Annotated in this window: 15 protein-coding genes and 1 riboswitch; of the genes, 12 read left to right on the top strand and 3 right to left on the bottom strand. The window is 67.2% G+C overall.

Translation table 11 applies throughout. The features are described 5' to 3' along the window. Positions 1-160: 160 nt before the first annotated feature. Entirely contained in the window at positions 161-2,782 is a 2,622-nt protein-coding gene (valS, locus tag ASG79_RS10565) for a valine--tRNA ligase (RefSeq protein ID WP_056390681.1), read from the bottom strand. A 72-nt stretch (positions 2,783-2,854) separates the two neighbouring features. Here valS and ASG79_RS10560 point away from each other — a divergent pair, with 72 nt between their 5' ends. Together ASG79_RS10560 and ASG79_RS10555 are read left to right on the top strand one after the other, a co-directional pair. Further along, positions 2,855-3,235: a DUF488 domain-containing protein gene (locus tag ASG79_RS10560; RefSeq protein ID WP_082581724.1), complete on the top strand. Its 381-nt coding sequence runs from the start codon at positions 2,855-2,857 to the stop codon at positions 3,233-3,235. 18 nt (positions 3,236-3,253) lie between these two features. Beyond that, positions 3,254-4,012 (top strand): SDR family oxidoreductase, encoded by a 759-nt coding sequence (locus ASG79_RS10555; RefSeq protein ID WP_026265800.1) that lies wholly within the window; start codon positions 3,254-3,256, stop codon positions 4,010-4,012. Positions 4,013-4,048: 36 nt separating this feature from the next. Here ASG79_RS10555 and ASG79_RS10550 read toward each other — a convergent pair whose 3' ends face one another. Beyond that, the gene (locus ASG79_RS10550) at positions 4,049-5,083 is read right to left on the bottom strand and encodes an endonuclease/exonuclease/phosphatase family protein (protein WP_056390673.1); all 1,035 of its coding nucleotides are present in this window, start codon (positions 5,081-5,083) and stop codon (positions 4,049-4,051) included. A 454-nt stretch (positions 5,084-5,537) separates the two neighbouring features. Here ASG79_RS10550 and ileS point away from each other — a divergent pair, with 454 nt between their 5' ends. The 4 genes from ileS to ndk all read left to right on the top strand — a co-directional run bounded on the left by ileS (position 5,538) and on the right by ndk (position 11,166). Then, on the top strand, positions 5,538-8,855 hold the full coding sequence (gene ileS / locus ASG79_RS10545; protein WP_056390669.1) for an isoleucine--tRNA ligase: 3,318 nt from the start codon (positions 5,538-5,540) through the stop codon (positions 8,853-8,855). A 3-nt stretch (positions 8,856-8,858) separates the two neighbouring features. Further along, entirely contained in the window at positions 8,859-10,217 is a 1,359-nt protein-coding gene (locus ASG79_RS10540) for a bifunctional folylpolyglutamate synthase/dihydrofolate synthase (RefSeq protein ID WP_056390666.1), read from the top strand. A 2-nt stretch (positions 10,218-10,219) separates the two neighbouring features. Next, positions 10,220-10,681: a DUF4233 domain-containing protein gene (locus ASG79_RS10535; RefSeq protein WP_026265799.1), complete on the top strand. Its 462-nt coding sequence runs from the start codon at positions 10,220-10,222 to the stop codon at positions 10,679-10,681. Between the two features lie 65 nt (positions 10,682-10,746). Continuing rightward, positions 10,747-11,166 (top strand): nucleoside-diphosphate kinase, encoded by a 420-nt coding sequence (ndk, locus tag ASG79_RS10530; RefSeq protein ID WP_018769466.1) that lies wholly within the window; start codon positions 10,747-10,749, stop codon positions 11,164-11,166. A 63-nt stretch (positions 11,167-11,229) separates the two neighbouring features. On the opposite strand, the gene ASG79_RS10525 is transcribed toward ndk, so the two are convergent. Further along, positions 11,230-11,898 carry a vitamin K epoxide reductase family protein gene (locus ASG79_RS10525; RefSeq protein WP_056390664.1) on the bottom strand — a complete coding sequence of 223 codons (669 nt, stop codon included), beginning with the start codon at positions 11,896-11,898 and terminating at the stop codon, positions 11,230-11,232. A 438-nt stretch (positions 11,899-12,336) separates the two neighbouring features. Here ASG79_RS10525 and ASG79_RS10520 point away from each other — a divergent pair, with 438 nt between their 5' ends. The 6 genes from ASG79_RS10520 (at position 12,337) to proB (ending at position 21,299) form a co-directional block, all read left to right on the top strand. Then, the gene (locus tag ASG79_RS10520; RefSeq protein ID WP_056390661.1) at positions 12,337-15,777 is read left to right on the top strand and encodes a ribonuclease E/G; all 3,441 of its coding nucleotides are present in this window, start codon (positions 12,337-12,339) and stop codon (positions 15,775-15,777) included. 149 nt (positions 15,778-15,926) lie between these two features. Next, a riboswitch (TPP riboswitch) is annotated at positions 15,927-16,024 on the top strand. A 7-nt stretch (positions 16,025-16,031) separates the two neighbouring features. Continuing rightward, a complete protein-coding gene (thiD, locus tag ASG79_RS10515) occupies positions 16,032-17,552 on the top strand; it encodes a bifunctional hydroxymethylpyrimidine kinase/phosphomethylpyrimidine kinase (RefSeq protein WP_056390658.1) in 1,521 nt (506 codons plus the stop codon). 263 nt (positions 17,553-17,815) lie between these two features. Beyond that, complete coding sequence (gene rplU, locus ASG79_RS10510) at positions 17,816-18,124, top strand: 50S ribosomal protein L21 (RefSeq protein WP_003803420.1); 309 nt, start codon at positions 17,816-17,818, stop codon at positions 18,122-18,124. 61 nt (positions 18,125-18,185) lie between these two features. Then, positions 18,186-18,449, top strand: a complete 264-nt coding sequence (gene rpmA, locus ASG79_RS10505; protein WP_009372867.1) for a 50S ribosomal protein L27 — start codon at positions 18,186-18,188, stop codon at positions 18,447-18,449. 119 nt (positions 18,450-18,568) lie between these two features. Further along, on the top strand, positions 18,569-20,158 hold the full coding sequence (obgE, locus tag ASG79_RS10500) for a GTPase ObgE (RefSeq protein WP_018769462.1): 1,590 nt from the start codon (positions 18,569-18,571) through the stop codon (positions 20,156-20,158). A gap of 4 nt (positions 20,159-20,162) precedes the next feature. Further along, a complete protein-coding gene (gene proB / locus ASG79_RS10495) occupies positions 20,163-21,299 on the top strand; it encodes a glutamate 5-kinase (protein WP_018769461.1) in 1,137 nt (378 codons plus the stop codon). Positions 21,300-21,303: the final 4 nt, after the last annotated feature.

The raw sequence follows: 21,303 nt of genomic DNA, 5'->3' as shown, positions 1-21,303 counted from the left end.
ACCAGTGACGGTGTAGTAAGACCTGGAGTTTCGGAGGATCCTGCCAGACCATCGAAATAACGTCACAAGATGGCCGAAAAGTCGAAGCCCCACCAACGGCAAAACGCTGATGGGGCTTCCCCTTTGCCCGGAAACGGGCCCGTTCGGATGAGACCGGCTGTCAGGCCTTGGCGGGTTCGTCGCTAGCGGCGAGGGCAACGTCCGTGACGGCAAGATCTCCGTCGCCCGCCACCAACGTGATCTGCCGGGCGTTGGACGCCGCCTTCAGGTCGGCCAGGCCAGCCTGCAGTTGCGCCGTCAGTGCCTCCGGAGCGGTGATCGTCGCGGAGAGGACCTCGGTGCGCTGCTTGACCTTTGCCTCGGACTTGGCCTTGCGGACACCGCTGAGGGCCACGCCCACGGTTGCCAGCATGGTGGTGTCTCCGCCGGGGATCTCCAGCGCGGCCGGCCACGCCGCCCGGTGCACCGATCCGTTGCGCCACCAGCTCCAGACTTCCTCGGTGGCGAAGGGCAGGAACGGGGCGAAGAGGCGCAGCAGGGTGTCCAGGGTGGTGGCCAGGGCTGCCAGCACGGATGCCTGCTCGGCTTCGCCTGCCGCTCCATAGGCGCGGTCCTTGATCAGCTCCACGTAGTCATCCGTGAACTGCCAGAAGAATGTCTCCGTGAGCTGCAGGGCGCGGGCGTAGTCGTAGTTGTCGAACGCCTTGGTGGACTGGGTGACGACGTCGGCCAGTTGGGCCAGCAGGGCACGGTCCAGGGGGTTCGAAAGGACGGAGAGATCGCCGGCCAGCACCGAGTTCTCGGTGGCACCGAGGTTCAGCACGAACTTGGAGGCATTGAGGAGCTTGATGGCCAGGCGGCGGCCGATCTTCATCTGGGCAATCTCATAGGCGGTGTCGGCGCCAAGGCGTGCGGAGGCAGCCCAGTAGCGGACCGCGTCCGAGCCGTACTCGTTCAGCACGTCGGTGGGGACCACCACGTTGCCTTTGGACTTGGACATCTTCTTGCGGTCCGGGTCCAGGATCCAGCCGGAGATGGCAGCGTGCTTCCACGGCGCGCAGTTCTGGAGGGCATCGGCGCGGACCACCGACGAGAAGAGCCAGGTCCGGATGATGTCGTGCCCCTGGGGGCGGAGGTCGAACGGGTAGACCTTGGCAAACAGGTCCTCGTCGCGGCTCCAGCCGCCAACGATCTGCGGGGTCAGCGAGGAGGTGGCCCACGTGTCCAGGACGTCGGCGTCGCCCGTGAAGCCGTTGGGCTGGTCGCGCTGCGCCTCGTCGAAGCCGGGGGCAGCGTCAGCCGCGGGGTCAACGGGCAGCAGTTCGTCGGAGGGCAGGATGGGGTTGTCGTACTCCGGGTTGCCCTGGGCGTCGAGCGGGTACCAGACGGGGATGGGCACGCCGAAGAACCGCTGGCGGGAGACCAGCCAGTCACCGTTCAGGCCGGCGATCCAGTTCTCGTAGCGGGAGCGCATGAAGGACGGGTGGAAGTCGATCTCCTTGCCGCGGCCGATCAGGCGTTCGCGGCGGTCCTCGTCGCGGCCGCCGTTGCGGATGTACCACTGGCGGGACGTGACCACTTCCAGGGGTTTGTCGCCCTTCTCGAAGAAGTTGACCGGGTGGGTGATCTTCTTGGGCTCACCGTCCAGCAGGTCCGCTTCCTTGAGCAGTTCCACCACGGCTTCCTTGGCGGAGAAGGCCGTCTTGCCGGCGATCGCGGCGTACGCTTCCCTGCCGGCCTCACTGGTGATCCAGTCGGGGGTCTCGGCAATGATGCGGCCGTCTCGGCCCATGATGGCGCGAGTGGGCAGCTGCAGTTCCCGCCACCAGGTGACGTCGGTCAGGTCACCGAAGGTGCAGACCATGGCGATGCCGGAGCCCTTGTCCGCTTTGGCCAGCGGGTGGGCCTTGACCTCGAGTTCAACGTCGAACAGCGGGGACTTCACGGTCTTGCCGAACAGCGGCTGGTACCGCTCGTCGTCGGGGTTTGCCACCAGCGCGGCACAGGCAGCCAGGAGTTCCGGACGCGTGGTCTCGATGAATACCTTGTCCCCGTCTTCGGTGAAGAAGGGGTACCGGTAGTAGGCGCCCGGAACCTCACGGTCCTCCAGTTCGGCCTGCGCAACCGCCGTGCGGAAGGTGACGTCCCACAGTGTGGGTGCTTCGGCCATGTACGCGTCGCCGGCGGCCAGGTTGGCAAGGAAGGCACGCTGGGACACGGCGCGGGAGGTGTCGTCGATGGTGCGGTACGTCAGGTCCCAGTCGACGGACAGGCCCAGGGTCTGGAACAGGTTTTCGAAGACCTTCTCGTCCTCGACAGCCAGTTCCTCGCAGAGCTCGATGAAGTTCTGGCGTGAGACGACGTCGAAATCGCGCTGGTTCTTGGCAGGCTGGGCGGGCGGCCGGTAGTCGGCGTTGTAGGGGATGGCGGGATCGCAGCGGACACCGTAGTAGTTCTGGACACGGCGCTCCGTGGGGAGGCCGTTGTCATCCCAGCCCATGGGGTAGAAGACGTTCCTGCCGGTCATGCGCATGTAGCGCGCCTGCACGTCGGTCTGGGTGAAGGAGAACATGTGGCCCACATGCAGGGATCCCGACGCCGTGGGCGGGGGAGTGTCGATCGAGTAGACCTGCTCCCGGGTGGTGTCGCGGTTGAACTTGTAGGTTCCCTCGGCCAGCCAGCGCTGGGTGAGCGCTGCTTCGAGGCCTTCGAGGGCCGGTTTGTCCGGAACGTTGATGGGGGCGGTGGTGGGCGTGTCTGTACCCTGCGTGTCTTCAGCCATTGGGCAATTCTTTCATGCCCGCTTCCATCCCACCCAACCGGTCCCGCTACGCCGCATGCGAAGGCGGGTAGCATGCGGCGTATGGTCCAACAGCGGGGCACCTTTGGCATCAAGCGCATCTACGATCCACCGGCGGACGACGACGGCTGCCGGGTGCTGGTGGACCGTCTCTGGCCGCGTGGGATGTCCAGGGAGAACGCGGCCATCGATATGTGGCTCAAGGACGTGGCCCCGTCCACCGGGCTGCGCAAGGACTTCAACCACCGCCCCGGACGGTTCGCGGAATTCAGCGAACGCTACCAGGTGGAACTGGATTCCAATCCGGCGGTGGAGACGCTGCTGGAACTGGCCGCCGGCCACCCCAGGATCACCCTGCTCTACGCTGCCCGCAACACGGAGGCAAACCACGCCCTTGTCCTGCTTGATTACCTCCGGGGACGTCCTGCCGGCTGATCCCGTTAGGGTGGTGCCATGACGAAGGACATGCAGAAAAAAGCGGCACTGGTGACCGGAGCAAGCAGCGGAATCGGGGAGGCCACTGTGCGCGCGCTGCGCGCCGACGGGTGGACGGTCTTCGCCGTGGCACGCCGCGCCGAACGCCTGGCCGCCCTGGAAAGCGGGACAGGCGCCGTGGCGATTCCTGCTGACATTGCAGAGGACGACGACGTGTCCCGGCTCCTCGCGCAGGTCACCGACTCGGGCGGCATCGATACGCTCATCAACATTGCCGGCGGCGCCCGCGGCGCCGACAGGGTAGGAGATGCCAGCACGGAGGACTGGGAGTGGATGTACCGGGTCAACGTCCTGGGCACCATGAAGCTCACCCGCGCCTTCCTGCCCATGCTGCGCGCCAACGGCGAAGGTACCGTGCTGAACCTCACCTCCACTGCGGGACTGGACGCGTACGAGGGCGGCGGCGGCTACAACGCCGCGAAGTTCGCCCAGCACGCCATGACCAACGCGCTCCGGCTTGAAGAGGTGGAGAACAACGTCCGCGTCATCGAGGTGGCGCCGGGCCTGGTGCAGACCGAGGAATTCGCGCTCAACCGCCTGGGGGACGCGCAGGCGGCGGACAAGGTCTACCGGGGGGTTGAGAAGCCGCTGACCGCAGAGGACGTGGCCGACGTGGTCCGTTATGCCGTCACGGTTCCGCACCACGTCAACCTGGACCAGATCGTCATCCGGCCGGTGGCGCAGGCAGCCACCCACAAGCTGGTCAGGAAGGGCTGAGCCGGGCGGGGCCTGCCCATCCCGTGGCTGGACCGGTCAGGAACACTGGGAGACCCGGACGGTCAGGGTGGCTGCCACGGCGGCATGGTCCGTCCCGCCAACCCGGTGGACCGAGTAATCCGATGCTCTGATGTCCGGGCTGGTCACCAGATGGTCCAGGGCAATCCCCGGCAGCCGGAAGCCGCGCATGGGCCACGTGGGCACCAGCCTGCTGCCCACGGCGGCAGCCACGTCCACCAGGGGCAGGTTGCCGCCCGTTCCGGCCAACAGGTCCCGGAATTCCCGGTGGTCGTAGGTCGCGTTGAAGTCTCCCGCCAGCAGCAGGGGACCGGATCCGTCGGCAGCCCTGGCCACGGCAGCCAGGTCGCTGCGCCATTGACTGAGGCCTTTTCCCACTGGCGCCAGGGCGTGGACTGCCACCACACGCAGGCCGGCACCGCTGCCGAGGTCAAGGCGTGCCACGGGCATGGCGAACCGCGTGTCCGGGAGGACGCTGGTGGCTGTCAGGTTGTAGGAGGAGTAGATGGCGGAGCCTGCGGCGCGGTCACGGGCCTGGGCAACCCGGTGGGGGAGCAGGTCGTCGAGTCCGGCCGCCATCAGCTTTCGCGCCATTTCGGGTGTGTACTCCTCAACCGCCAACAGGTCTACATGCAAATCACGGACCAGGGCCACGATGCTGCCGGCATCAGCCCCGCCCAGTTCCGTGTTGATGCTCATGGCAACCAGGGAGACCGACGTGCCGGAAGCCCCGGCCGCTGCCCCGGCGGTTGCCCCGGCGGCCGGTGCGCGGATATCGAGCGGGAAAAGCCAGAACACCTGGCAGGCCGCCAGTGCCGTGGCCAGGACCTGCTGCCACCGGCTCCGTCCAGCGAAGGCCATGAGCAGCGCTGCGGCGGCGGGAACGGCGAGCCAGGGCGTGAATGCCACCAGCTGGACACCGAGTACCGGCCAGTCGGCAGGCACCGCGCGGACGGCGGAGACCGCCGCCACCGGCAGGGCAGCAGGGATGAACAGCCACCTGCACGCGGTGGCCGTACGCCTCCATCCCGCGGGGCGCCCGGAAGCCGTCATGACGCGAGTCTAGGCAATGCACGGTGACGGCGGCAGCCCCCGGACGGAGAAGGCCGCCCGGAAATGGCCCGGCCCGCCCCGAACGGCACACCCCGGCGGAACGGCACTGCCCGCCGGAACCGCGTTGCGCCCGGAATGGCACTGGATGCCGCGGCGATAGTAGACTCTGCAGTGGCTATGACCCGGCAATCACCGGTGAGCTTCCGGAAGAACACGCAGGCCGCGCCCCGCAAGGCGGGCCCGCGTCAGTAGAACCGGACGGGTAAGCCCGTCACAGCAGTAATGAAGCGGCCGGGGCGGCGGGTGTTCCTTTGGGAACCACGCGGCGCCGGTAAGTGAGGTGGTACCGCGGTGGGCGTGCAGTCTTCGGGACGGCACGGCAGCCGTCCTCGCATCCTGAACGGAACCTCCGGCCGTGCCGGGGGCTCACCACGCTCAACCCAGGATGTCGAACATGACGTTTTACCCCAAGGCCTCAGCCTCCAGCACCTCCTCCAAAGGCAGCGCCGGCGTTTCCGCCTCCGTGAAGTTCCCGGAGATCGAAGAGCGCATCCTGAAGTACTGGGACCAGGACGGCACCTTCCAGGCCAGCATTGACCAGCGCAGCGCCGACGTCCCCGGCGGGGAGCCGGGCAGCAACGAATTCGTGTTCTACGACGGCCCGCCGTTCGCCAACGGCCTGCCCCACTACGGCCACCTCCTCACCGGCTACGCCAAGGACTTGGTTGGCCGCTACCAGACCCAGCGCGGCAAGCGCGTGGAACGCCGTTTCGGTTGGGACACCCACGGCTTGCCCGCCGAGCTGGAGGCCATGAAACAGCTGGGGATGACGGACAAGACCCAGATCGAGGCCATGGGCATCGACAAGTTCAACGACGCCTGCCGAGCGTCCGTCATGAAGTACGCCGATGAGTGGCGCAGCTACGTCACCCGGCAGGCCCGGTGGGTGGACTTCGACAACGACTACAAGACACTCAATGTCGAGTACATGGAGTCGGTTCTCTGGGCGTTCAAGCAGCTGCATGACAAGGGCCTGACGTACAACGGCTACCGGGTGCTGCCGTACTGCTGGAAAGACGAAACCCCGCTGTCCAACCATGAGCTGCGAATGGACGACGACGTCTACAAGAACCGCCAGGACCAGACCGTCACCGTCACCTTCCCCATCCTTGCCGGGGATTCGGAACTGTCCAAGGAACTTGCCGGCGTGCAGGCGCTCGCCTGGACCACCACCCCCTGGACGCTGCCCACCAACGCCGCGCTCGCCGTCGGGCCTTCCATCACGTACGCCGTGCTGCCCGCCGGTCCCAACGGCATCAAGGCCGCCTCGGCCGACGCCCCGGTCACGGGCAGCTTCCTGCTCGCGGCGGACCTCCTGGGCGCCTACGCCAAGGACCTCGGCTACGACAGCTTCGAGGACGCGGAAGCCGCCGTGGTGTCCACCCACTCCGGCGCCGAACTGGAAGGCCTGGCATACCAGCGGCTCTGGGACGACTTTGCCGACAACGAAAAGTACGGCATGGAGAACGCCTGGCGGTTCGTAGTGGCTGACTACGTCACCACCACCGACGGAACCGGCGTGGTGCACCAGGCGCCCGCCTACGGTGAAGACGACCAGAAAGTCTGCGAGGAGGCTGGCATTCCCGTGGTGCTCTCCGTGGACGAGGGTGCCAAATTCCTGCCGTTGTTCAAGCACGGCGACCTCCACGACATCGCGGGCCTGCAGGTCTTCGAGGCCAACAAGCCCATCACCCAAGTGCTCCGCGCCCAGGGCAGGCTGGTCCGGCAGGCCAGCTACGAGCACAGCTACCCGCACTGCTGGCGCTGCCGCAACCCGCTGATCTACCGTGCGGTGTCCTCCTGGTATGTGGAGGTCACCAAGTTCAAGGACCGGATGTCCGAACTGAACCAGGAGATCAACTGGATCCCGGGGAACGTCAAGGATGGCCAGTTCGGCAAATGGTTGGAGAACGCCCGCGACTGGTCCATCAGCCGGAACCGCTTCTGGGGCAGCCCCATCCCCGTGTGGCAGTCAACGGATCCCGAATACCCGCGCACCGACGTCTACGGTTCCCTGGCCGAGATCGAGGCGGACTTCGGCCGGCTGCCCCTGAACAAGGACGGCGAGGTGGACCTCCACCGGCCGTTCATCGACGAGCTCACCAGGCCCAACCCGGACGATCCCCGCACCCCCGAAGAGGGCCAGTCCGTGATGCGCCGCGTCGAGGACGTCCTGGACGTCTGGTTCGACTCCGGCTCCATGCCCTACGGACAGGTGCACTACCCGTTCGAAAACGAAGCCTGGTTCAACACGCACAACCCCGCGGATTTCATCGTGGAGTACATCGGCCAGACCCGCGGCTGGTTCTATATGCTGCACATCCTGTCCACCGCACTGTTTGACCGGCCGGCGTTCCGCAACGTCATCAGCCATGGCATTGTGCTTGGATCCGACGGCCAGAAAATGTCCAAGAGCCTGCGCAACTACCCGGACGTCTCCGAGGTCCTGGACCGCGACGGCTCCGACGCCATGCGCTGGTTCCTCATGTCCAGCCCCATCCTCCGGGGCGGCAACCTGATCGTCACCGAGCAGGGCATCCGGGACGGCGTCCGCCAGGTGATCCTGCCGCTCTGGAACGTGTACAGCTTCTTCACCCTGTACACGAACGCCGCGAACGGTGGCGCCGGTTACGATGCCAAACTGCGCTACGAGGGCTACCGGGACACCCTGGACCAGTACCTGCTGGCCAACACGGGCGACCTCGTCCGCAGCATGACGGCACAGCTGGACACCTACGACATCTCCGGCGCCTGCGACTCGCTGCGCAGCTACCTGGACATGCTCACCAACTGGTACGTCCGCCGCAGCCGCCAGCGGTTCTTCGACGAGGACCAGGACGCCTTCGATGCGCTGTTCACTGCCCTGGAGACCGTCACCCGTGCCGCCGCGTCGCTGCTGCCGCTGGTTTCCGAGGAAATCTGGCGCGGCCTGACCGGCGGCCGGTCCGTGCACCTGGCCGACTGGCCGGAGGCGGACCTGTTCCCCGCCAACCCCTCCCTGGTGGAAACCATGGACCGGATCCAGCAGATCTGCTCCACCGGTTCCTCGCTCCGCAAGGCAGCCAACCTGCGTGTCCGCCTGCCGCTGCAGGAGCTGACGGTTGTGGCACCCGGAGCGGACGCCCTGCAGGGTTTCGCCGCCGTCGTCGCCGATGAACTGAACCTCCGTTCCGTTCGCCTGCTGGACGCCGCCACCGCCTCCCCGGAGGAGTTCGGGATCCAGCAGAAGCTGGTGGTCAACGCCCGCGCTGCCGGGCCGCGCCTGGGCAAGAACGTCCAGGTTGCCATCAAGGGGTCCAAGTCAGGGGACTGGTCGGTGGACGACGCCGGTGTGGTCACCGCCGGCGGGCTGCAGCTGGAACCCCAGGAGTACACGCTTGAGACAGTGGTTGCCGGGTCCGGCGGTGCTTCCGCGGCTGTGGCCGTGCTGCCCGGCGGCGGCTTCGTCGTGCTGAACACGGAAGTCACGCCGGAGCTTGAAGCCGAAGGGCTGGCACGCGACATGGTGCGGGCAATCCAGCAGGCCCGCAAGGACGCCGGGCTCAACGTGAGCGACCGCATCCGTACCACCGTCACCGCTCCCGGGAACGTCGTTGATGCCCTGCTGGCCAACGCCGAACTGGTCAAGGGCGAGACACTGACGGTGGACCTGGTGGCAGAGCCGGGCACCGTGTCCGAACCCGCCGTTGCGGTTGAAAAAGTGGAGGCCTAGGACATGAGCGACGAATTTTCCGTGGAAAGCGTTTACGCCGAACTGCTGGGACGGGCGCCGGAAAACAAGATGGAGCCGCGGCTGGCTCCGCTGTTCCGTGCGATGGACGTGCTGGGCGAGCCCAACAAGGCGTTCCCGATCATCCATGTGACCGGAACCAACGGCAAGACGTCCACATCCAGGATGATCGAGTCCGTGCTCCGCGCCCACGGCCTGAGCACCGGACGCTACACCAGCCCGCACCTGTCCAAGGTCACCGAGCGGATCAGCATCGACGGCCATCCGGTATCCGACGAGACGTTTGTCAGGATCTGGGACGAAATCAGGCCCTACCTGCAGATTGTGGACTCGGAACTCGAAGCCGAGGGGGAGCCGAGACTGACGTACTTCGAGTGCCTCACCATCCTGGGCTTCGCCATCTTCGCTGACCAGCCGGTCAACGTGGCCATCATCGAGGTGGGTTTGGGCGGCATTACCGATGCCACCAACGTCGGCGACGGCCAGGTCTCGGTGGTGACGCCGATTTCGCTGGACCATACCGACCTCCTGGGCGACACCACGGAGGACATCGCCCGCGAAAAGGCCGGCATCATCAAGCCCGGCGGCTACCTCATCAGCGCGGCCCAGCCCCTCGATGCGGCCCAGGTGCTGCTGGAGAAGGCCAAGGCGGTGGGCGTACCGTTCCGCTTCGAGGGCGTTGAGTTCGGTGTCGAGTCACGGACGGTGGCTGTTGGCGGGCAGGTGTTGACTATCCAGGGCATCGCCGGCCGCTACCCGGACCTCATGCTGCCACTGCACGGCGCCCACCAAGCACAGAACGCTGCCGTCGCGGTGGCCGCCTTGGAGGCGTTCTTCGGCGGTGAAAAGGAACTCGACCTCGACGTGCTGCAGGAAGGCTTCGCGGCCGTCACGTCCCCCGGCCGCCTTGAGGTGGTGCGGACCGCACCCACCATCATCGTGGACGCCGCCCACAACCCCGACGGCATCAAGGCCTCCGCCGCCGCCCTGCGGGAAGCATTCACCTTCACCAGGCTGGTTCCGGTGGTGGGCGTGCTCAAGGAGAAGGACGCGGAGGAGATCCTGCGCGAAATCAGGGAGTCGCTGGGCGACATGGCAGTGGAGTACTGCTTCACCCAGTCCAACTCTCCCCGGGCGGTTCCGGCCGCCGAGCTGGCGGAGCTGGCGATCGACCTGGGATTTGGCGAGGACAACGTCCACATCGCCGAAAAGCTGGACGACGCACTCGAATGGGCCGTGGAACGGGCCGAAGCCAATGACGACCTTTCCGGCGGCGTGCTGGTCACCGGCTCCATCACCCTGGTGGCAGAGGCGCGGATCCTGCTCGGAAAAACGGAGGCGTAAGCGTGGCCAGATTGACCAAGGCCCAGCGCGAGTGGCGTCCCGGCATGCCCAAGAAGCGCCGCTCCACCAAGGTGATGTTCGCTTCCACGGTGCTGCTCCTGGAAGCGTTCGTCATGTTCTTCGCCACCCTGGTGGTGTTTGGCCTGCGCCGCGGGGAGTTTCCGCCGGCACTGATCCTCGGCGTGGGGATCGCACTCAGCGTGGTCATGATCTTCGCCTGCGCGGTCCTCAACAGGCCCTGGGGCATCGGCCTGGGCTGGATCCTGCAGCTGGTCCTGATCCTCACAGGCATCTTCGAGCCGGCCATGTTCCTGGTGGGTGGGCTTTTCGCCGCGGCCTGGTGGTACGGAATCCGCACCGGCATCCGGCTGGACCGCGAGGCTGCGCAGCGGGCACGCGAACAGGCCGAATGGGAAGCCGCCCACCCGGACGGGGCCGGTCCCGCCCAGCCCCAGTCCCCGTAAACCAGTCCCCGTAAGCCAGTCCCCGTAGACTTATCCCGAAACCCCACGAACGCATTGGAGCAGTTGTGACTACAGAGCGCACCCTCGTCCTGATCAAGCCCGACGGCGTCGCCCGTAACCTGACCGGCGCCATCCTGGCCCGCATTGAAGCCAAGGGCTACAGCCTTGTTGAGCTGAAAAAGGTCGACGCCACCCGTGAGCTGCTGGAGCAGCATTACGAGGAGCACGTAGGCAAGCCGTTCTACGAGCCGCTGGTGGAGTTCATGCTCAGCGGACCCGTGGTGGCGGCCATCTTCGAAGGCCACCGCGTCATTGAAGGGTTCCGGTCACTGGCCGGCACCACGGACCCCACGACCGCGGCCCCGGGCACCATTCGCGGCGACTTCGGCCGGGACTGGGGCCTGAAGGTCCAGCAGAACCTGGTGCACGGCTCCGACTCAACCGACTCCGCCGAGCGCGAGATCAAGATCTGGTTCCAGGGCTGACAGTCCAAGGACAGCAAAAGGCCCCTGGTTCTTCGGAACCAGGGGCCTTTTGCCGTCCGCAGCTCAGAAGCCTGACGTGCCCGCAAAGACCTGGATGAACGCGAAGAAGATGGTGGCGACGACGGCCACGTACAGCAGTGCCGTGATGATCCAGCCGGAATCACCCAGCACGCGGGCCGCCCCCGCGGGCATTGGGATCACTCCGGCCGTGATGTTCCTGATGGTGGTCCACACAAAGAGCGGAATCATGGCCGCCCAGACGATCATGCAGAACGGGCACAGGATGTGGATCGAATACAGGGCCTGGGACCACAGCCACACCACGAAGGCGAAGCCGAGCGTGACGCCCACCTGAAGCCCCATCCAGTACCACCGCGCGAACGCGGCACCGGACAGCAACGCCATGCCCACGGTTATGGTGACGGCGAACGCGACGATACCGATGAACATGTTGGGGAAACCGAACAGCGAACTCTGCCACGTCTGCATGACCTGGCCGCAGGAGATCCAGGGGTTCACGTCGCAGACGGTGGTGTGGTTGGGGTCCTTGAGGACTTCGAGCTTTTCCAGGACCAGGGTTCCGGAGGCAAGCCAGCCCACGATTCCGGTGATGACCAGCAGCCAGCCGAAGGGCCGGTTCCGGGCCATCCGCGGAACGCCTGCGGCCGCAGTGGCCTGCGGATCCGTGGCCCTTTCCGTTTCATGGGCGCTGACGGGGGAGATGCTGGGCATGGGTGTGGCGTCCTTTTCGTCCGGTGCTCCTGAGCCTGATTGTAACGCCGGCGGCTGGTGCCGCCACACAGGAATGGGAACGGAAGTGCCTGCCTCCGCGGCGATCCGGCGCGGGTATGAGAGAATGAACGTGGCTGGAAGCCGATCCACATTCGGACTCCGGTCCGGTGGTATGTTCCCAAGACCGCCAATGATGGGCAGGGCAGGCTTCGGATTCTTCCGGCACTCCCGCCACTCCATTGGGCGGCACCTGGTTGTGGCACGCAGAACAACGGGTTTTCAGAACATCCACCGGCTCCCACGGGCTGCCGCACCCCAATGACGGTGCGAACCTGGGAGTATCCACGTGACTTCTGTCAACGCCTGCGGGTTTTGACAATATGTGCCCCAATGGGTGCCGGATGTGGCGGTACGTCAGGGGCAGGAGTGTTGCCACATATGGACAATGATCAGGAACTGGCCGTTAACGATGATGCACCGGCTGCCGAGGCTGCTGCTGCACCCAAGAGGGCTGTACGTACCCGCCGGAAAACGGCTCCCAAGACCGAAGAAGCCGTGACGGATGCAGCGGCCACGGCGCCGGAGGCAGCCGCCCCTGAAGTAAGCGGCGACTCGCCGTCGGCGGAAGCCGCCGCGGCGACCAAGGCCCCGGCCCGCCGCACCCGCGCCCGCAGGAAAGCGGACGCCCCCGAACCCCTGCCCGCCTTCGCTGATGACGCAGAGGCAACCGCTGCCGCCGGCACTGCGCCTGTTGATGCTGCGTCCGTTGATGCCCCGGCACCGGCCGTGGCCGGTGAAGACGCTGCCGCAGCACCTGCTGCCACGGCGGACGCCGAAACCAAACCTGTTCGCCGCCGTCGGGTAGCCACCCGCAAGGCCGCGTCCCCGGCTGCCCCGCCCGCGGCGGAAGCCGCGGCAGCGGACGCCGTCGCTGCAGAACCAGCAATCCCGGAAGCCCCGGCACAGGAACCGGCCCGGGAGGAAGCTGCCGCCCAGGAAGCAGCTCCTGCGCAGGAGCAGCCCCAGGAACCCGTCGCGGCCGCCGAGGCTGCCGGAGCCCCCGGGCCTGCCCGGGAAACCCCCGCTGTGGCCAAGGAAGAGCACGCTGCGGTCAAGGAACAGACCGCCCCCGCCGCGGCCGCCAGCCCCTTTGGTTCCCTCTTCCTGGAGCCTGCATCGCCCACATCCGTGCTCTTCCAGGCCCCGGACCTCAGCACCGTGGTCCGTCCCGCAGCACCCGCCGTCGAGGAACCTGAAGAGGAAGAAACCGACGACGGCGACGATTCCTCCAGCCGCCGCCGGCGCCGCAGCCGCGGCCGCAGGGGCCGCAGCCGCGTCGGCGACAAGGCGGACGAGGACATCGAGGGTGGCAGCGCCGAGGCTGACGCCGAGGACGAGGCCGACGAGGACAGCGCCACACAAGCCGAGGACGGCGTGACGTCCCGCCGCCGCCGTCGCCGCCGCCGCGGTGACCAGGACCTGGAGCTGACCGGCGGGGAAGGCGACGACCCGCCCAACACGGTGACGAGGGTCCGTGCCCCGCGCGCGGTCAGTGAAGCGCCGGTCAACAACCGGGTCACCAGCGTCAAGGGCTCCACCCGCCTTGAGGCCAAGAAGCAGCGCCGCCGCGAATCCCGCGACACCGGCCGCCGCCGCACCGTCATCACCGAGGCCGAGTTCCTGGCCCGCCGCGAATCCGTGGACCGGCAGATGATCGTCCGCCAGCGCGACGACAGAATCCAGATCGCCGTCCTTGAAGACGGTGTCCTGGCCGAGCATTTCGTATCCAAGACCCAGCAGGACTCGCTCATCGGCAACGTCTACCTGGGCAAGGTCCAGAACGTGCTGCCGTCAATGGAAGCTGCGTTCGTGGACATCGGGCGTGGCCGCAACGCCGTGCTGTACGCCGGTGAGGTCAACTGGGAAGCCGTCAACCTCGAAGGCAAGCAGCGCCGCATCGAGAACGCGCTCAAATCCGGCGACACCGTCCTGGTCCAGGTGACCAAGGATCCCGTCGGCCACAAGGGCGCCCGGCTGACCAGCCAGATCTCCCTTCCCGGCCGCTACCTGGTCTACGTGCCCGGCGGCTCCATGACCGGCATCTCCCGCAAGCTGCCCGACGTCGAACGCAACCGCCTCAAGCGCATCCTCAAGGACCGCCTGCCCGAGCACGCCGGCGTCATCGTCCGGACCGCCGCGGAAGGTGCCTCGGAAGAGGAACTGACGCACGACATCAACCGCCTGCGCGCCCAGTGGGAAGGCATCGAAAGCCAGTCCCAGTCCACCAAGATCCTGGCCCCGGAGCTGCTGTACGGCGAACCGGACCTGACCATCAAGGTGGTCCGGGACGTCTTCAACGAGGACTTCTCCAAACTGATCGTCTCCGGTGAGGAGGCCTGGGACACCATCGAGGCCTACGTCACGTACGTGGCGCCGGACCTGGTGGGCCGCCTCGAGAAGTGGACCAAGGACCAGGACATCTTCTCCGCCTGGCGCATCGACGAGCAGATCCACAAGGCCCTTGAGCGGAAGGTGTTCCTGCCCTCCGGCGGCTCCCTGGTCATCGACCGCACCGAGGCCATGACCGTGGTGGACGTCAACACCGGCAAGTTCACCGGCAGCGGCGGCAACCTCGAGGAAACCGTCACCAAGAACAACCTGGAAGCTGCCGAGGAAGTGGTGCGCCAGCTGCGGCTGCGCGACATCGGCGGCATCATCGTGATCGACTTCATCGACATGGTGCTCGAATCCAACCGCGACCTGGTCCTGCGCCGCCTGGTGGAATGCCTGGGCCGCGACCGGACCAAGCACCAGGTTGCCGAGGTCACGTCGCTGGGCCTGGTCCAGATGACCCGCAAGCGCATGGGGACGGGCCTGCTGGAAGTCTTCGGCGAGCAGTGTGAGGCCTGCGCCGGCCGGGGCGTAGTGACGCACGACGATCCCGTGGAGCACCGCCGCGCCAACATTGTGGCGGCCGAGCACCACGTCCAGCGCGCCGACAGCCGCCCCGAAGCCCGCGGGGAAGCCCACCGCCCCGAAGGGCAGCGGGCCGATGGCGGCCAGCCCGGAGTCCGTCCCGAGCGCAAACGGCGGCGGGGACGCGGCGGCCAGCAGCCCGAGGCTGCCCCGGCGCCTGCTGTCCACGTCCACACCGTCCTTCCGGACCCCACAGACGCAGAGCGGCACGCAAAGGCAGAGGCCACCCGGCTTGCCCTGGCGAACATCGCGGCTGCCGCCCATGCGGCCCACCTGCATGACGATGAGGTGGCAGCCACCCGGCAGGCACCGTCCGCCGAGCCTGCGCAGGCCCCTATTGAAGAGAAGCACGACGCCGATGGCCCGGCACGCCCCGCAGCTGTCCTGACCTTCGGCGGCGAGGAAGTCCCGCTTCCCTTCGTGGAGCACGCTGAGGACCAGCATCCCAGGCCCGCCCTCACGCTGGACCGGCTCGCGGAAGCCTTTGCCCACCTCGGCCAGCCGGCTTCCCCCGTGGAGAACGCGCCCGCCAAGGCCGCAGACACGGTGAAGCCGGCCGAACAGTCAGCGCCCAAACAGTCGGTGCCCGAACAGCAGCCCGGCGGGGGAGCGGAGGCGCGTGCCGCCGTGGAAGCTCCGGCGGAAAAGGACTACTCCGACCACACGCTGGAGCAGTCCCGGCAACGCAGGCCGCGGCGCCACCGCGCTGCCAGCCGTGCCCAGGGTGCCGCAAATGAAACCGTTGTCCAGCACCACGAGAACGTCCAGGCGACAGGCGCGGGGCACTCGCACGCAGCCAAGGCCCCGGACACCGCCAAAGCACAGCCCGCTGCGGCGGAGCCCGGCAAGCCGGCAGGGGAACCGATCATCCTCGGCGTCGGCGTCCCCGCCTCGGAGCTCTAAGCCAGGGCGCAGCCAACGCGCCACCCAGGAAGTCCCCGTCGTGCGGACTGTTCCCCCATGAATCCAGGGGGAACAGTCCACGGGCGGGGACTTCCTGCATGCGCGGGTGCTGTCACCTTTCCGCCGGGTACGCCCCAGCGGCTACTCTGGAACCCGACACGGGGTGCCGCGCAGAAGGCCGGCTGAGATCCACACCCGTTGAACCTGTCCGGCTAGTACCGGCGAAGGGATGTCTGTTGTCTTCGACCCTCTCCATGCCCCTGCCCACAGCGTCCGGCGTGGCCCCCGCGCTGCCTGGGGGCCGCGATGTCCCGCGCGTCCTCTCCATTGCAGGCTCCGACCCGTCCGGCGGGGCCGGGATCCAGGCGGACCTCAAAAGCATTGCCGCCCATGGCGGATACGGCATGGCCGCGATCACGGCACTCACGGCGCAAAACACCCGGGGCGTGCAGTCCGTCCACGTCCCGCCGGCCGGCTTCCTGGCCCAGCAGCTGGACGCGGTCAGTGACGACATCAGCATCGACGCCGTCAAGATCGGCATGCTGGGCGACGAGTCGGTGATCCGCACTGTCCGCCAGTGGCTCGGAAAGGCCCGTCCCGCCGTCGTGGTCCTGGACCCCGTCATGGTGGCCACCAGCGGCGACAGGCTGCTGAAGGAATCCGCCGAAGCCGCGCTCCGGGAACTGCTGCCCCTTGCCCACCTCATCACCCCCAACCTTCCCGAGCTCGCGCTGCTGCTGGGCACGGAGCCGGCGAAGGACTGGGACACCGCGCTGGACCAGGGCAGGCGCCTGGCGGAAGCCACCGGAGCCACCGTGCTGGTCAAGGGTGGCCACCTTTCAGGCCTCGACTGCCCGGATGCGCTGGTCAACACTTCGGGCCTCCTGGGGCCGGACGTGGTGGAAGTGCAGGGGAAGCGGGTTTCCACGCGGAACAGCCACGGGACGGGCTGTTCCCTGTCCTCTGCCATGGCAACAGTCCAGGCCCGTTTGGGCAATTGGGAGGCATCACTGCGAACGGTCAAGCCCTGGCTGGCCGGCGCACTTGAGAACTCCGGCCAATTGGAGGTGGGCCAGGGGAACGGCCCCGTACACCACTTCCACCACGTGCGGCCGGTCCTGGAGGAGGGCGGCTTCGCGGCCCGGTTGTGGTCGGAAGCCCAACAGGACCTGGCGGACATCTACGCACTGGACTTCATCCACGGCCTGGCGTCCGGAGACCTTCCGGAGAAGGACTTTGCCTACTACCTGGCGCAGGATGCCCTCTACCTGAACGGCTACTCCAGGGTGCTGGCACGGGCCAGCGCGCTGGCCCCCTCGGAGGCCGAGCAGCTTTTCTGGGCCGGATCCGCGCAGCAGTGCCTTGAGGTGGAATCGGAACTCCACCGCTCGTGGCTCAGCACCCGCCCGGCCCCGAAGGGCCTGGGCCCCGTCACCAAGTCATACGTGGACCACCTCACGGCAGCGTCGGCGTCGGGCAGCTATGCCGTCCTCGCCGCCGCCGTGCTTCCCTGCTTCTGGCTCTACGCCGAAGTCGGCGGGAAGCTCCACGCCCGGTTCCTGGCCTCGGGCGAACCGGACGGCCATGCCTACGCGGCCTGGCTCCGGACGTACGCCGACGAGGGCTTCGCCGAAGCAACCCGCAAAGCCATCGCCATCGTGGATGCAGCCGGACGGACCGCGCCGGACCATGAGAGGGCGGCGATGGTGACGGCGTTCAAGCAGTCCTGCCGCCTGGAAGTGGAGTTCTTCGACGCGCCGAGGCTGCATTCCTGACCCCCGCGGGCCGGGCCCGGCTATGATGGTGGAGCACGGTTGCGGCGGTTCCTGCCGGGCTGTGGTTACTACCACAGCCGGCCCGCCTGAACCAGCCTCATTTGCGGCCGAAGATGGATTTAGCGTATTCTTGATCTTCGGTGCTTACGCCAACACTTGGGTTACGACCCCACGGCGTTGAGGCACAGCGAGAAACCAAGCTTTTAGCAAGTCGGTTCCGCACGCAAATTTTGTAATAAACGTCGAGAGAAGTGAGTTCCCAAGTGGTGTACGCGATTGTCCGCGCAGGCGGCCGCCAAGAGAAGGTTTCCGTTGGAGACTTCGTTACCCTGAACCGCGTCGCCGGTGGAGCCGGCAGCACCATTGAGCTGCCCGCACTGCTCCTGGTTGATGGTGACAAGGTCACCTCCGCCGCCGCTGACCTGGCCAAGGTAACTGTTACGGCTGAAATCCTCCAGGACCTGCGTGGTCCTAAGATTGTCATCCAGAAGTTCAAGAACAAGACCGGCTACAAGAAGCGCCAGGGTCACCGCCAGGAACTGACCAAGGTCAAGATCACCGGCATCAAGTAACCACCGGTTACTGTTCAGGCATTTCAACAGATTCCCCAGAATTTAGAGGCAGGCATTTCAGATGGCACATAAAAAGGGCGCGAGCTCCACTCGCAACGGTCGCGATTCCAACGCTCAGTACCTCGGCGTCAAGCGCTTCGGCGGCCAGGTTGTTTCGGCCGGCGAGATCATCGTCCGCCAGCGTGGCACCCACTTCCACCCGGGCGCCGGCGTTGGCCGTGGCGGCGACGACACCCTGTTCGCCCTGACCCCGGGCGCCGTTGAATTCGGCACCCGCCGCGGTCGTCGCGTAGTCAACATCGTTGCTGCTGCAGCTGCAGAGTAACAACAAGTTCTGAAACGGTGGAGCGGGCCTGAGGGTCCGCTCCACTGTTCTTTTAACCGCATTACAATCGATGTGGCGTCCCCTGGGCCGCCAGGTAAACAGTTTCTGAGGAGATCCACGTGGCCAGCTTTGTAGACCGGGTAGTACTGCACGTATCCGGCGGTACCGGCGGCCATGGGTGCGTCTCCGTCCACCGCGAGAAGTTCAAGCCGCTGGGCGGACCCGACGGCGGCAACGGGGGCAACGGCGGCGACGTGATCCTCCGCGTCGACCACCAGACCACCACGCTTCTTGACTACCACCACGCACCGCACCGGCACGCCAGCAACGGCGGCCCCGGCATGGGTGACTGGCGCGGCGGCAAAAACGGTGAAACCCTCATCCTGCCCGTCCCGGACGGCACCGTGGTGAAGTCCAAGGACGGCACCGTCCTGGCTGACCTCGTCGGCGAGGGCACCGAGTACGTGGCCGCCGCAGGCGGCATTGGCGGACTCGGCAACGCCGCCCTGTCCTCGCAAAAGCGCCGCGCCCCCGGCTTTGCGCTGCTGGGCATCGAAGGCGAGTCCCGCGACATCGTCCTGGAACTGAAGTCCATCGCCGACATCGCGCTGGTGGGTTTCCCGTCGGCCGGCAAGTCCAGCCTCATCGCGGCGATGTCCGCGGCCCGGCCCAAGATCGCTGACTACCCGTTCACCACGCTGGTTCCCAACCTCGGCGTCGTGCAGGCCGGAGACGTGCGGTTCACCATCGCCGACGTACCCGGGCTCATCGAAGGTGCCAGCGAGGGACGCGGCCTGGGCCACCACTTCCTGCGGCACGTGGAGCGCTGCGCAGCCCTGGTGCACGTGCTGGACTGCGGCACGCTGGAATCGGAGCGCGACCCGTTGTCGGACCTCGCCATCATCGAGGGCGAGCTGGAGAAGTACGCCGTCGACATGAGCTACGCAGGCCAGGACGGCGAAGTGGTACCCCTGAACCACCGCCCCCGGCTGGTGGCCCTGAACAAGGTAGACCTGCCCGACGGCAAGGACATGGCCGAATTCGTGCGTCCGGAACTCGAATCCCGCGGCTACCGCGTGTTCGAGGTGTCCGCCACCAGCCATGAGGGCCTGCGCCAGCTGGGCTTCGCCATGGCGGAGATCGTCAAGGCGGCCCGCGACGCCGTCGCTGCGGCACCGCCCAAGGTCCAGCCCGCCGTACTGCGTCCCCGCGCCGTCAACGAGGCCGGCTTCAAGATCCGGCGCGAGGAAAAGAACCTGGAGCCGCTGTTCCGCGTCCTCGGCGAAAAGCCCGAACGCTGGGTCAAGCAGACCGACTTCACCAACGAGGAAGCCATCGGCTACCTTGCGGACCGGCTCGCCAAGCTCGGCGTGGAGACTGAACTGTTCAAGCAGGGCGCCAAGCCGGGCGACACCGTGGTCATCGGCGGGGACGACGGTGTCGTCTTCGACTGGGAGCCCACCATGATGGCAGGGGCCGAGCTCCTGGCGTCACCGCGCGGCACCGATGTGCGGTTCGCAGACATTGGGGATCGGCCCACCCGCAGCCAGAAGCGCGATGAGCAGCAGGAGCGCCGTGACGCCAAGGCCGCCGCCCGGGCCGAGCTCGAGGCGGAACGGAAAGCCGGTATCTGGACCGAATCCGTCAGTGGCCGCCGCGCTGCCCACCCTGTGAAGGAGAGCGGACTGGAAGCGGACGATGACCTCTAGGGGCATGACCGCGGAACCCGCCGGGCGGACGGCGGACAGGAGCGCACTGGCAGGCGCCCGCCGGATCGTCGTGAAGGTGGGCTCCTCGTCTCTGACCAGCATCAAGGGCGGCATCTCGGAGGAATCCCTGACCGCCCTGGCGGACGCACTCGCGGCCAAGCGCAACGCGGGCGCCGAGATCATCCTGGTCTCCTCCGGCGCCATCGCGGCCGGACTGGCCCCGCTGGGACTGGCCAAGCGCCCCCGCGACCTCGCCACCCAGCAGGCCGCCGCCAGCGTGGGCCAGGGGCTGCTGATGGCCCGGTACACCCAGGCCTTCGGCGCGCACGGCGTCACCGTCAGCCAGGTCCTGCTCACGGCCGAGGACCTGATGCGCCGCAGCCAGCACACCAACGCCCTCCGCGCCATGGACCGGCTGCTGAACCTCGGTGTGGTCCCCGTGGTCAACGAGAACGACACCGTGGCCACCCACGAAATTCGCTTCGGCGACAACGACCGGCTCGCCGCCCTGGTGGCGCACCTGGTGCGCGCCGACGCACTGGTGCTGCTGTCCGACGTCGACTCCCTCTATGACGGGCCGCCCGCCCAGGGTGCCAAGCGCATCCCCCTGGTCACGGGCGCGCACGACCTCGAGGGCGTTTCCATCGGCAAAGCGGGCAAGGCCGGTGTGGGAACCGGCGGGATGATGACAAAGGTGGAAGCTGCCAGCATGGCGGCAGGTTCGGGCATTCACGCCCTGGTGACCTCCACGTCCAACGCCGCCGCAGCCCTGAATGGCGAGGACGTGGGCACGTGGTTTTCCGTCAACGGTTCCCGCAAGCCCGTCCGGCTCCTGTGGCTGGCGCACGTTGCCTCGGTGCAGGGCCGCCTGGTCCTGGACGAGGGGGCGGTGCGTGCCGTGCGGCACCACCGCACCTCCCTGCTGCCGGCAGGGATTTCCGCGGTGCAGGGCGACTTTGAAGCGGGCGACGCCGTGGAGCTGGCAGGAACCGACGGCATCGTTGTGGCCCGCGGCCTGGTGAACTACTCGTCGGAGGAGCTGCCCCGCATGCTGGGGCGTTCCACCCGGGAGCTGGGCGAGGCACTGGGCAGCGGCTATGACCGCGAAGTTGTTCATGTTGATGACCTGGTGCTGGTCTGAGCCC

Origin of the sequence: Arthrobacter sp. Soil761 (assembly GCF_001428325.1) — a bacterium.
In the GTDB taxonomy this organism is placed as follows: domain Bacteria; phylum Actinomycetota; class Actinomycetes; order Actinomycetales; family Micrococcaceae; genus Arthrobacter.
Note: the sequence above shows the minus strand (reverse complement) of the source record. Positions and strands in the feature narration are given on the sequence as shown.